Source organism: Mesorhizobium sp. B3-2-1 (assembly GCF_006439515.1).
In the GTDB taxonomy this organism is placed as follows: domain Bacteria; phylum Pseudomonadota; class Alphaproteobacteria; order Rhizobiales; family Rhizobiaceae; genus Mesorhizobium.
In genome coordinates this window covers 44,604-56,452 of the sequence record NZ_VFTI01000039.1, presented here as the reverse complement: position 1 = coordinate 56,452, position 11,849 = coordinate 44,604, and the positions used below count along the sequence as shown (strand labels likewise).

The 11,849-nt window shown below is 63.5% G+C and carries 9 protein-coding genes; all 9 read left to right on the top strand.

What is annotated here, in order from left to right:
• Nucleotides 1-71: 71 nt before the first annotated feature.
• The 9 genes from tagH to FJW08_RS28765 are packed head-to-tail and all read left to right on the top strand — an operon-like array spanning nucleotide 72 to nucleotide 11,842.
• Nucleotides 72-1,532 (top strand): type VI secretion system-associated FHA domain protein TagH, encoded by a 1,461-nt coding sequence (gene tagH / locus FJW08_RS28805; protein ID WP_140813269.1) that lies wholly within the window; start codon nucleotides 72-74, stop codon nucleotides 1,530-1,532.
• A 3-nt stretch (nucleotides 1,533-1,535) separates the two neighbouring features.
• Entirely contained in the window at nucleotides 1,536-1,988 is a 453-nt protein-coding gene (gene tssJ / locus FJW08_RS28800) for a type VI secretion system lipoprotein TssJ (protein ID WP_140813268.1), read from the top strand.
• A 40-nt stretch (nucleotides 1,989-2,028) separates the two neighbouring features.
• Complete coding sequence (gene tssK / locus FJW08_RS28795; RefSeq protein WP_140813267.1) at nucleotides 2,029-3,363, top strand: type VI secretion system baseplate subunit TssK; 1,335 nt, start codon at nucleotides 2,029-2,031, stop codon at nucleotides 3,361-3,363.
• A gap of 4 nt (nucleotides 3,364-3,367) precedes the next feature.
• Nucleotides 3,368-4,696, top strand: coding sequence for a type VI secretion system protein TssL, long form (gene tssL / locus FJW08_RS28790; RefSeq protein WP_140813266.1), 1,329 nt, complete (start codon nucleotides 3,368-3,370; stop codon nucleotides 4,694-4,696).
• Nucleotide 4,697: 1 nt separating this feature from the next.
• Nucleotides 4,698-8,240 carry a type VI secretion system membrane subunit TssM gene (gene tssM, locus FJW08_RS28785; RefSeq protein WP_140813265.1) on the top strand — a complete coding sequence of 1,181 codons (3,543 nt, stop codon included), beginning with the start codon at nucleotides 4,698-4,700 and terminating at the stop codon, nucleotides 8,238-8,240.
• The gene (gene tagF / locus FJW08_RS28780; protein WP_140813264.1) at nucleotides 8,222-8,764 is read left to right on the top strand and encodes a type VI secretion system-associated protein TagF; all 543 of its coding nucleotides are present in this window, start codon (nucleotides 8,222-8,224) and stop codon (nucleotides 8,762-8,764) included. Before tssM ends, tagF begins: the two co-directional genes overlap by 19 nt.
• Nucleotides 8,764-9,861, top strand: coding sequence for a DUF2169 domain-containing protein (locus FJW08_RS28775; protein ID WP_140813263.1), 1,098 nt, complete (start codon nucleotides 8,764-8,766; stop codon nucleotides 9,859-9,861). Before tagF ends, FJW08_RS28775 begins: the two co-directional genes overlap by 1 nt.
• Nucleotides 9,858-10,883: a 3-oxoacyl-ACP synthase gene (locus FJW08_RS28770; RefSeq protein WP_140813262.1), complete on the top strand. Its 1,026-nt coding sequence runs from the start codon at nucleotides 9,858-9,860 to the stop codon at nucleotides 10,881-10,883. The genes FJW08_RS28775 and FJW08_RS28770 overlap by 4 nt, the downstream gene beginning before the upstream one ends.
• Nucleotides 10,883-11,842, top strand: coding sequence for a DUF4150 domain-containing protein (locus tag FJW08_RS28765; RefSeq protein ID WP_140813261.1), 960 nt, complete (start codon nucleotides 10,883-10,885; stop codon nucleotides 11,840-11,842). Before FJW08_RS28770 ends, FJW08_RS28765 begins: the two co-directional genes overlap by 1 nt.
• Nucleotides 11,843-11,849: the final 7 nt, after the last annotated feature.

Below are 11,849 nucleotides of genomic sequence, written 5' to 3'. Positions count from 1 at the left end.
TCGTCACGGTGGCGCGGGACCAACGCCCAATCAGCTCCTAAACTGATTCAACGCAATCGTGAGGTTGCCTGATGAGCCTGCTGCTGACGCTGGAACAAGGCCCCCGCTCGCAAGTGGTCCGGCAGAGCCGACTGGACGAGGGCGAACTGGTGATCGGGCGTAGCGCCGATGCTGGCTGGCAGATCGACGACCCGGACATGTTCGTCTCGCGCGCGCATTGCAAGATCAGCGGCAACCGGGATGGCTATTTCATTACCGACACGTCGAGCAGCGGATTGTTCGTCGATGACTCCGACAGCCCCCTAGGACCTGGCAGGTCGATGCGGCTGCAGAGCGGCATGCGGCTGCGCATGGGCGACTATGTGTTCCATGTCGAGGTTCAATCCAAAGCGAACCGGACGTCAGTAGGCCCGGTTCCTGTCGCGAGCCAACCCGCGCCTGCGTCGTCATCGCCGGGAGTGCGAACGCCTGCCAGCATCGGCGGCGACGACTTCTTCTCGGCCAAGGTCGAGGAAGAACCACGCCCGCCACGCCCGGCGGACCTGCCGAACCCGTTCGAGCAGCCTGTTCCGGGGGCTTATGATCGCGCATCGAGCCAACGCAGTTCGCCTGCCTTTGACGACCCGTTCAGCCTCGACCCGGTGGCGACGTCGCAATCCGGTGATGTCGCTGCTCCAGGTCAGCCAGATCCGTTCGGGTTCGGCGAAATGCCTTCGCGCAACGATGCGTCAGGGCATGCGGCAAAGCCGGCCAGCTTCGATGACGATTTCAGCTTTGGGCCGGCGGCGACCCCGCCTCTCGCCAACGGAGCCGACCCGGCAGGACGTGTGCAGCATCAGGCTGAAAAGCCGCGCGCCGGGCATGCCTGGGATGTGCCGGTGCAGGCAGCCGAGCCACCGCCGCCGCGACGCGCCGCTCCAACGCCCAGGCCGGCGCGCCCGGCGCAGCCCGCATCCAGCGATATGGCGCTTCGTGCCGCATTCTTGCGCGGCATGGGCGTCGAGGAGGCCGATTTTCCCGGCCGCGATTCGATCGCCGAAATGGAAAAATTCGGGCGTGAATACCGGCTGATGCTGGATGGCTTGATGCAACTCCTGCGCAAGCGCGCCGAGGAGAAGGGTAGCGCGCGCGTCGCCCAGACGGTGGTCGGCGCTTCCGAGGTCAACCCGCTTAAATTCCTGCCGACGGCCGACGATGTCATCGTCACCATCATCTCGGAACGCAGTCCGGGCTTTCTATCCGGCGAGGCGGCGATCAACGATGCGGTAAAGGATCTTGCACAGCATCACGTACGCGCTTGGCGCGGCGTTCAGGCCGCGCTTCGGCGCATGATCGACCGTTTCGATCCGGCCGTGATCGAGGAAGAGCTCAAGTCCAATTCCGCCATCGGCAATCTGCTGTCCGGCGGACGTAATGCCAAGCTGTGGGAGCTCTACCAGAAACGCCATCGCGACATCGCCCAGAGCGCGGAATCGAGTTTCCTGGGCGAGATCGGCGCAGACTTCAGGGACGCATATGAAGAGGAGGAGTAGGACATGATCGACAGACGCGAATTCGTCGTTGCCCTCGGCGCTACCGGGCTGCTTGCGGCTTGCCAGAGCGGCCCGCCGAAACCATCGGTTATCTCGGTCAACGTGACGGGGAGCGCCGGCATGAATCCAGGACCGGGCGGCGGCGACAGGCCGGTGACGGTCCTGGTGATGCGGCTTGCCAGCACCGGCAAGTTCAACTCGGCCGACTATTTCGCGCTGCAGGGCGACGCGAGCTCGACGCTCGGTGCCGACCTCATCGGCTCCGACACGATCTCGGTTGCGCCCGGCAAGACGGCGGCCAAGACCATCACGGTCGAGCCGAACGCCACGGCACTCGGCTTCGTGGCGCTGATCCGCGAGCCAGGCGGACGCAACTGGCGCACGACCAAGTCGGTATCGCCAGGGTCGAAATTCACCATCAATGTCAGCCTCGGCAAGGGCGGTATTTCCGCCTAGCGACAGGGGCCGCGGATGGTTGTGTGCAGAAAGTAGTGGCATGAGCGATGCAAACAGGGTGCTGTGGTCGGAGGGCCTGTTTCTCAGGACCCAGCACTTCCAGCAGCAGGATCGGTTCTTCGAGGGCATGGTGCGCGGCGCATTGCAGGCCGGCCAGCTCCATACTTTCGGCTTCCAGCAACTGACCCTCGACCAGTCGCTGCTCGATGCCGGCCAGGTCTCGATCGTGTCCGCCCGGGGCATTTTCCCGGACGGCACGCCTTTCTCCATCCCGGAACTGATGGATGCGCCCAAGCCGCTGCCGGTCACGGCGGACACCGGCGCCGGGCCGGTGCTGGTCGCATTGCCGCTTGAGCCAGCCGGTGGCGTCGGATTCGATCCGGCGCATGCGGCATCGACGGGCGCGCGCTACCACGGCAAGATCGTTTCGGTGCGCGACGCCGTCCAGAGCGGCGCCGATCCGGAAGAGATCGAGATCGCGCGGCCGCAAGCCGCCCTGCTTGCGCCCGGCAAGTCGGTCGGCGGTTATACCGCCTTGCCGATCGCCGACATAAAGGGTGTGCGCGCCGACGGCGGCATCTCGCTCGATGAGACGTTCCTGCCGCCGACGCTGATCACCGGCGCAGTCCACTGGTACCGGCAATTGCTGCAGGAGGTCGTCACCGGCCTCGACCAGATCGCTGAAGCGCATGGCAAGATGGTGATGGGTGGCGCCGGTCGCAGCGTCGAAGACCTTTTGATGCTGCACCTCGCCAATGCCGCTCGCCCGCGGCTTGCCCATATGCTCGCGCAGGATGTCTTTCATCCGGCCGAACTCTATCTCGAACTTGCCGGACTGGCCGGCGAGATGGCAACCTACGGCTCGAGCTCGCGGCGGCTCGGCGAATTGCCGGCCTACGATCACATGGCGCCCGGCCCCGCCTATATGGCGCTGGCCGACGCCTTGCGCTCGCTCATTCTGAGCCTGCGCTACATCGAGCCGAAATCGCGCGTGCTGCCGGTCATGCGGCACGCGACCAATGTCTGGAAAGTGCGCATCGACAACCCGAAGCTCTTGGTCGCCAGCCGCATCGTCATCCGCGTCGGATCGGAACTGTCGGAAGACGCGCTGCGCAAGATCTTCGTCAACCAGGCGACAGTCGGCGCCGCTGACCAGTTCGAAGGTCTTTGGAAGTCCCGCCTGCCGGGCATTCCGCTGAAACCGCTTCATTCGCAGCCACGCGAGATTCCCTACGATGGCGACCGGCTGTGCCTGGAGCTTGATCAGAAGAGCGAGCATTGGGCCTCGTTGCTCGACGCCCCCGGCTTCGTCATCGGCGTTTCCGGTGTCCTGCCGAGCGAGCCGCAGGTCGACTGCTACTCAGTGAACAGGTGACGCCATGAGCCGGGATGATCCTTTCGGACTGTCGGAGGATCGCGAACGCACACGGATCAGGCTGGCGGGGGCTGCGCCACGGCCGATGGCGCCGCTGGCACCGGGCATCCCGGTCAAAATGGCGCGCGCCCATCCCAACACGCTCATCAATATCTTCGCGCCATTGCTCGAATTCGCGCCGGAGCTCGAAAGCGCGCTGGCGCCGGAGAACCCGGAAGCGATGCGCACGCGCCTGCTCGACGAGTTGGTTCAGGCGCGCGACGCCGCGATGGTAGCGGGCTTCTCGCTGGAGCGCGCCGACCAGGCGGCCTGGGCCGTGGCGGCGTTGCTCGACGACCTCGCGTTGAACACGCCTTGGGGCGGCACCAGCGCCTGGCCACGCCAGCCGCTGGTGGTCATGCTGCGTGGCGACGTCGATGCCGGCACCCAGTTTTTCACCCGCCTTGACGAGCTGGAGCGTCACCCGAACCGCGACCGCGAGATGCTGGAGCTTCAGTATTATTGCCTGGCGCTCGGCTTCCGCGGCAAATATCGCGTGCCTGGCCGCGCCGGCGACCGGTCGCTCAACGCCGTGCGCGTCGCCGCGGCGCGCTTCCTGCGTAACGCCGACGCCGAAGACGCCCCGCTGTCGCCGCACTGGAAGGGCGTGATCGCTTCGGACGAGCCGCAGCGCTTCATCGTCCCGATCTGGGTGATGGCACTTGCCGCAATTGCCGCCGCCGCCGCCGCTTACATCGGTCTGTCGATGAGCTTGAGCAGCCAGGCGGTTGAACTCTCCGCACTCGTGCGCACGCTGCCGCCGGCTTCACGCGGCGACGTTACCCGCGCCGCCCCCAAGCAGGACGCGCCCGAACCTGAACCGCCACAGTCGGTCGATTTCGCGCTGTTGCCCGCGTTCAAGGCCGAAGCGCCGGCCGACCTCAAGGGCGCGCTCAGCGGCACCGAGAGCGTCTCGCTAGCCAAGCTGATCATCCAGTCTTCCAACCCCGAGCTGTTCCAGTCCTCGCGGCCGACGCTGTCCCAAGGCTATGAGCCGCTGATCGCCGCCATCGCCAAGGTGATCGTGGACAACAAGGAGCTGATCGGAAACATCACGATCATCGGCCATACCGACAATGTGCGCCTGCAACGGTCCAACCCACTCGCGAGCAACCAGCGGCTCTCGGAGGCGCGCGCCCAAACCATAGCGGACCTCCTGGTTCAGGCTGGCGTGCCGCAAGAGCACATCCATTCCGAAGGCCGCGCCGACACCGATCCGGTGGCCGACAACGCGACGCGCGAGGGCCGCGCGCTCAACCGGCGCGTCGAGGTCCTGGTCGAGAAGAGGCTCTGAGATGTTCATCCTGCGCTTCTTTTGGGCTGTCATCACCTCGCGTTTCCTGTGGACGCTGCTCGGCATTACGCTGCTTTCGCTGTTGATCTGGGTGTTCGGCCCGATCGTAAAGGTCGGGCCTTACGCGCCATTCGAATCCGACAATGTGCGCATCGCAATGATCGCGGGGCTGATCATCCTGTGGCTGATCTGGCTGATCCTCGCGCAGCGGCGAGCCATCCGCGCCAACCGCATGTTTGTCGCCGAGATCGCGGCACCGGTGGCCGAAAAACAGCTCACACCCGGCGAGGAGAGCGTTGCAGCCGTTGGGGCCAAGTTCGGCGAGGTGATGGCCGAGCTCAAGCGCCGCAAGCTCGGCGGCAGAAAATTCCTGCGCGAGATGCCCTGGTATGTGATCGTCGGGCCGCCGGCCACCGGCAAGACCACGGCATTGCGGCAGTCAGGCCTCAATTTTCCAATTGATCTCACCGATGATTTGCAAGGCGTCGGCGGCACGCGCAATTGTGACTGGTTCTTCTCCGAAAACGCGGTGCTGATCGACACTGCTGGCCGCTACGTTCAGCAGGAGAGCCAGCCGGACGTGGACGCGGCTGAATGGCTGGGCTTCCTGGACCTTTTGAAAAGGCACCGCGGCCGCCGCGCGCTCAACGGGGTCATTGTCGCGCTGTCGATCGATGCGCTCTCGGAGGGCGACGAAGCGATCAAGGCGCATGGGCGCAAGATCCGCCGCCGGCTGGCGGAGCTCAACGATCGGCTGGAGATCCGTCTGCCTGTCTACCTGATGCTGACCAAGGCAGACCTTATCAAAGGCTTCGAAACCTTCTTCGGCGGCTTGTCGACGACAGCGCGCGAGCAGGTGTGGGGGACGACTTTCCCGCTCGACGCCCGTGTCGACGCCGGAACAATCCAGGCGGAACTTGCCGGGCTTGCCACCGAGCTGGAGCGGCGGCTGGTACCGCGCCTGGAAGATGAAGACAAGCTTGGCTCCCGCGCCGAGATCTTCCGCTTTCCGGCGCAGCTGGCGAGCCTTGGCGAGCCGATCAAAACACTGATCGAGGCGATGTTCGGCGAAAGTCGCTACGAGGAGGCAGCCTGGCTGCGTGGCCTTTACCTCACATCGGCGACACAGGAAGGCGCTCCCATCGACCGGCTGACCGCGGCGCTGTCGTCGTCCTTCGGCCTGCCACCGCGCCGCGCCATGCCGGCGGCGCGCGTCGAGAAGCGCAGCTTCTTCCTCAGGAACCTTCTCACCGAGGTGATCTTCAAGGAGGCCGGCCTCGGCACATTCGATCCGCTGGCGCAGCGTCGCCGCGCCTGGATCTGGCGCGGGGCGGCCGCCGCCTGCGCACTCGCGGCTTTGCTGGCGGGCGGACTATTCACTTGGTCCTATCTCGACAATCGCAATGCGATCACCGAACAGGCCGGCCAGTTCGAAGCCCTGCAAGGGCCGCTCACCCAAGTCGCCGCCACGCCGGCGGCGGTCGAGCAGCCGACCATGGATGGCGCGCTGGCGGCGATGGACGCGGTGGCGACCGCCCGAACGGCGCCGCCAGATGCCGTCCATAACCTGCTGGGCCCGACCGCCTCGGCGGAGCTGGTGCGGGCACAGACCGATACCTACGACCATACGCTGCGCAATATGCTGGAGCCGCATATGGTCGCGCTGCTGGAGGCGACTATGTGGCGCCAGATCCGCGATCCGGATTTCATGCTTGGCGCGCTGAAGACCTACCGCATGATGACCGGCCTTTCGCAGATGGACACCGATTTCGTCCAGAACTGGTGGGTGAACAGCCTGCCGCAATTCGCGCCGGCTCCGCCCTTCCCCACCGCCGACGCCGAAGAGCACCAGCTCGCCGCAATCCGCCGCATGGCCGTCGATGACAGCTATATCGGGCCGGACAAGGAGCTGGTCGCCGAGGCGCTGAAGACGGTGTGCACGATCTCGCTGCCCGAGCGCGCCTACAGGCAGCTCCTGGCCGACCCGGAAGTGGCGGCCGTCAAGGAATGGGTGCCGGCCAATTTCGCTGGGCCGAACGGCGCCAAAGTGTTCGCGCGCCGCTCCGACAAGACGTTGCGCGTCGGTGTTCCTGGCCCCTATACCTATGCCGGCTTCCACGACGCGATCCTCGATCGGGTCGAGGATGTAGCGGGACAGGCGGCCCTCGATCGCGCGGTGTTTGCCGGTGGCTGCGCGGAGAATTCGGAGACGTCGGTTTCAGCACTCTCGCAGGACATCTTGAAGCTTTACTATGACGACTATATCGCGCAATGGGACTCATTCCTGCGTGACATGCGGCTTGCCCCGCTTACCGATCTCAACATCGCCAGTGAGAACCTCAAGGACCTTTCAAGCGCCGACTCCGCGCTGAAGCGCCTGTTGACGACAGTGGTGCAGGAGACCGACCTCACCCGCTCCGACGATGCGCCAGCAGGCAACAAAGGCGGCGCTGCCGCCAGCACGGGCTCGAAGCTGCTCAGCAAACTCGGCAAGCTGGGCAAGGTCGTGACCACAGGCGCGAAGCTCCTGCCGCGCGCCGGATCCGCCAGCCAGGTGGACATGACCGGTAGCCTCGTTGCCGAGCATTTCAAGCCGCTCAAAGGCACCATCGCCCAGGTCGACGGCCAGCCGCCAGCGCTCGACGCGGCGATAGTGGCGCTGACGGCGCTGTCGAATGTGCTGCAGACGGTCACCGCCAATCCGAACCCGCAGGATGCGATCAAGAAACAGGGCGGCCTTGCCGAACTGACAGGCGCGGTCGCCAGGCAGGCGCAGATCCTGCCCTCGCCGATCAACGACTGGCTCGGCGGTATCGCCGGCGACACCAGCGGCTTGTCGCAGAAGGCCGTGACCAACGAGCTCAACGCCATCTGGCGGGCCGACATACTCCCCTTCTGCCAGGCGGCGCTCAACAACCGCTATCCATTCAGCGCCGACAGCGCGGTGGACGTCAATGTGCGCGACTTTCAGCGTCTGTTCGGACCCACCGGCATGATCGATGCGTTCATCAACGACCACCTGATCAACTATGTCGACACCGCCAGCGAACCATGGAAATGGCGGGCCGATTTCGGACTCGACCCGGCGGCGCTTGCAGCGTTCGAGCAGGCCAGGCATATCCGCGACGACCTGTTTCCAGGCGGCACTGGCCCGGTGATGAACTTCACGCTGGAACCCAAGGACCTCTCACCCAACGTGGCGCGGGTCACGCTCAACCTCGATGGCCAGAATCTCGTCTACTACAACAATGCCAGCAGGCCGCAGCCGATGACATGGCCCGGTAAGGACGGAACCGGCGTGATCTCGCTCGCCTTCCAGCCGGTCGACGGCTCGCCCGAAGTGATGCTCAACGAGACCGGCAGCTGGGCCTGGCTCAGAATGCTGCGCGGCGGCCGCTTCGCCGCGACCAAGCTCACCGACGTCTACAGCCTGCGGCTCGGCACGAAAGGCGTTTGGGCCGATTTCGAGCTCAAGGCGGCCAGCGTCGAGAACCCATATACGCTCGAAATGTTCAAGAAATTCACATGTCCGCCGCAGATCTGATCCTGCCCGGCTTCTACGGCAAGATGCCCGCCACCGGCGATTTCGTGACGCGGCGGCTGCCGGCGGATTTCGTGCGCTCTTGGGACCGGTGGCTGGCGCAGCATATCGTGCCGCTGCTTGGGGTCGAAGCCTGGCCGCAGGACATGTCGCTACGCTTTCTGGCAGGGCCTATCTTCTTCGGCGCCTCGGCCGGCATCGTCCTGAAGAGCGCCGATCGGGTTGGCAGGCAATTTCCGCTGAGCGTCGTCGTGCGCCTTGACGATGCACCGCTGAAGCTTGCCTATGCCGATGCCTGGTTCGAAAATATCGAAGAAGCCGCCTTCGCCGCGCAACGGGGCGAACTAACACCGGACGAACTGGACGCCACGTTGTCCGCTCTGCCGGTGCCGGATGTCGAACCAGATCACGATGTCGTTGACGACTTGGTCGTTTGGATCGCCTGTTCGGATATTTTCGATGTCGATCCGCAGGCGCCTCAGCCGACCTTGGAGCAGATCTTCGCCGCAAACCGGGAGATCCGTTGATGCAGATCTGGAACCAGATGGGCTATCTCCATCAGTTCACCGTGGGCACGGACAAGGCTGCCCATGAGTGGATTGTCGTGGTGGTCAAAGGCACCTTCGACTTTCCCGCGACGCCCGGCGGGCCGGTGCTGAAATCGGCGAAACAGATACCGCTGGTCATGGCCGACACGCAGACCGGGGTGCCCGGTTTCTCGGCAACGCTTTGGGAGACCGATTTCGCGTTCCGCAAGCCACACTGCGATGTCATCGTCAATGGCTGCGCCCATGCGCCAAACGGCACACCAGCCGAGCGCGTTCCGGTAGGCATCAAGGTCGGCAACTGGTCGAAGCTGTTCGAAGTGGTCGGGCATCGCGAGTGGCGCGCGATCGGGCCGGTCTTCACCGCGACCGCACCGCAACCTTTCCTGAAACTGCCGATTTCATATGATGTTGCCTGGGGCGGTGTCGACAGGCTGGATCCGGAGGACAAGCTTGCAGCCAGCTACAAGCACAACCCGGTCGGAACAGGCTGGTCGCGCGCAAGGAACCAGCACCTGATCCCGGGTTTGCGTCTGCCCAACACACAGGTGATTGGCGAGGACATACGCTCCCCGTTTGGGGACTATAAGCCGATGAGTTTCGGACCCATGGGACGCGGCTGGCCCGGCCGGATCGAATATGGCGGCACCTACGACGACAACTGGGTGGCCAACATCTTCCCATTCCTGCCTCCGGATTTTGATGAACGCTATTTCCAAATGGCGCCGCCCGACCAGCAGATCGAGCAGCCGAAAGGCGGCGAAGAAGTGCAACTGGTCAACTTGACCCCTGAGGGCCGGGTAAGCTTCCACCTGCCACAGGCCGCATTGCCGATGACGCTGTTCAGGGAGCGAGAACTCTCATTTCAAGAAGAAATCCTTCCCGATACCATTTTGTTTGACCCCGAGAATCGCCGCTTCTCCCTAGTTTGGCGTGTATCTCAGCGCATTCACCGCACGATCCTCGACTTCACCGAATGCTGGATCGGTGCGCCGACCCAGTCGATGCTGCGAGCGCGAGCCACCGGCCGGGATTATGTTCGCGCCACGGGGGTCGCATCCGAGGATGAAGCTGCATGAGCGCGGCGATCGACGTCGTTTCGATCGGCATGGTAACCGCCGTCGGTCTCGACGCACCCTCGTCATGCGCAGCGATGCGAGCTGGAATAGACGGATTTCAGGAGACAGGTTTTCTCGCTTCGGGCGGAGAGCACCTCATCGGCGCGCCCGTTCCCCTGCCCGGTGACTGGGTCGGCGAGAAGCGTATGGCCTACCTTGCCGCGATGGCGATCACCGAAGCCTTTGCCGGTGCGCCGGAAGCGCGAGGCTCCGCTGCCCTCATTCTGTGCCTTGCCGAAGACGATCGCCCCGGCCGACCGGCCTCGGACGGCCAGCGTATGCTCGCTCGCATGGCCTCGATTACCAAGTTGACCAGTCCCAACAAAGCACGGATCGTGGCGCATGGTCGTCCCTCCGGGCTGCTCGCATTGGAACAAGCTCGTAGAATCCTCTCGGCCGGCGAAGCTCCTTTCGTGATGATCGTCGGCGTCGACAGCTACCTGACGGCGGGCACTGTCACGCACTACTTTGCCGAAAACCGACTGTTGGTCACAGACAATCCGGACGGATTCATCCCCGGCGAGGCGGCCGCCGCGATCCTTTGTTGCCCCCGCCCAACGACCGGCGGTCTTCGCCTGCATGGCCTCGGGCTCAGCCGAGAGCCTGCCTTCATCTATAATCCGGACGATCTGGCGTCGCGGGGCGACGGCATGACCGCCGCCTACCTGACCGCGCTTGAGGAGACCGGTATCGCCATGCATCGTGTCGGCTATCGCATCTCCGACCTGATCGGCGAAAAATACTGGTTCAGGCAGAGCGCCCTAGCCACCCTGCGTCTGACCCGTGGCCGCCGCGAGTTCATGGATATCTGGTCGCCCGGCGAAACCCTGGGGAATGTTGGAGCGGCCGTGGTGCCGCTCATGCTGGGTTGGGCATTCACCGCTGCGGCCAAGGGCTATGCTATGGGCGATTCCGTGCTCGTTGAAGCTTCCAACGACACGGGTGCCTGCGGGGCGGCCGTCTTCACTGGGCGGGCCGTCTGATGGGAAACGTCTTCGCCAATGGGTTGGAAATTTCTGGCCAGGGAAGCGATGGCAAGACAATCGCTGCCTTCCCGGACGTTTGCTTCACGCCCCCGGAAAATCCCGCAACGCCCCCTGGCGTGCCTGTCCCGTACCCCCTGTTCGGGGTGTCCAGCGATACCGAGCAGGGTACCGGAACGGTCAAAATCTCCGGCAAAACCGTCAACATCAAGAACAAGTCCGACCTTTCAAAGACCTCTGGCGACGAGGCCGGGTGTGCGGCCAAGAAGGGCATCATCACCTCGACCAACACCGGCAAGGAATATTTCAATTCCTGGTCCAACGACGTGAAGTTCGACGGAGAGCCGGTGATCCGGTTCACCGATCTGTCGACCAACAACCACGCCTCGACTGCCGCAACGGCAGCCATCCCCTGGGCTCATATCCTGACAGTCAATATGGGAAACGTGACTTGCGGAACCCTTCTGCAGAAGCACAACATGAGACTGCATGCCCACGAAGACAAGAAATGTCCCGACGGATATGAATCCGAGCACTTCGTCAGCAATGAATATTTTCAGAGCGATCGTGCGAAGAATATCTCATACCCAAAATGGAGGAATTACGATCAAAATACCGCACCTTGCGTCTGTATTCGATCGTACAAGCATAAAAAGGGTGGCGGGTATCAAACAGGAAAGGGTAGCAAGAAGGGCTCTCCGCATAATCTAAAAACCAACATGATGAGTGATTACAATACCAGGCGGCTCAATCAGGGGCAACCACCAAAGTTGAGAGGTGGCGTCGACAAGGCTGCCGAAGCTGTTGCAGTCAGTCATAAAGAGACCAAAAACGCGAGCCCGAAGACAAGAGAGAATATCCAGAAATGTCTGAAGATGATCTTTATGGCTTATATACAGAGCGTCGTCGTTCCCGCAAAAACACAAGAAAAACTTAATAATATGTATACGATGCGCTAGGAGCGTT

What these genes read in the sequence shown, in the direction of transcription:
- tagH (WP_140813269.1), top strand. Translation starts at nt 72, where the DNA reads ATGAGCCTGCTGCTGACGCTGGAACAAGGCCCCCGCTCGCAAGTGGTC.
- tssJ (WP_140813268.1), top strand. Translation starts at nt 1,536, where the DNA reads ATGATCGACAGACGCGAATTCGTCGTTGCCCTCGGCGCTACCGGGCTG.
- tssK (WP_140813267.1), top strand. Translation starts at nt 2,029, where the DNA reads ATGAGCGATGCAAACAGGGTGCTGTGGTCGGAGGGCCTGTTTCTCAGG.
- tssL (WP_140813266.1), top strand. Translation starts at nt 3,368, where the DNA reads ATGAGCCGGGATGATCCTTTCGGACTGTCGGAGGATCGCGAACGCACA.
- tssM (WP_140813265.1), top strand. Translation starts at nt 4,698, where the DNA reads ATGTTCATCCTGCGCTTCTTTTGGGCTGTCATCACCTCGCGTTTCCTG.
- tagF (WP_140813264.1), top strand. Translation starts at nt 8,222, where the DNA reads ATGTCCGCCGCAGATCTGATCCTGCCCGGCTTCTACGGCAAGATGCCC.
- FJW08_RS28775 (WP_140813263.1), top strand. Translation starts at nt 8,764, where the DNA reads ATGCAGATCTGGAACCAGATGGGCTATCTCCATCAGTTCACCGTGGGC.
- FJW08_RS28770 (WP_140813262.1), top strand. Translation starts at nt 9,858, where the DNA reads ATGAGCGCGGCGATCGACGTCGTTTCGATCGGCATGGTAACCGCCGTC.
- FJW08_RS28765 (WP_140813261.1), top strand. Translation starts at nt 10,883, where the DNA reads ATGGGAAACGTCTTCGCCAATGGGTTGGAAATTTCTGGCCAGGGAAGC.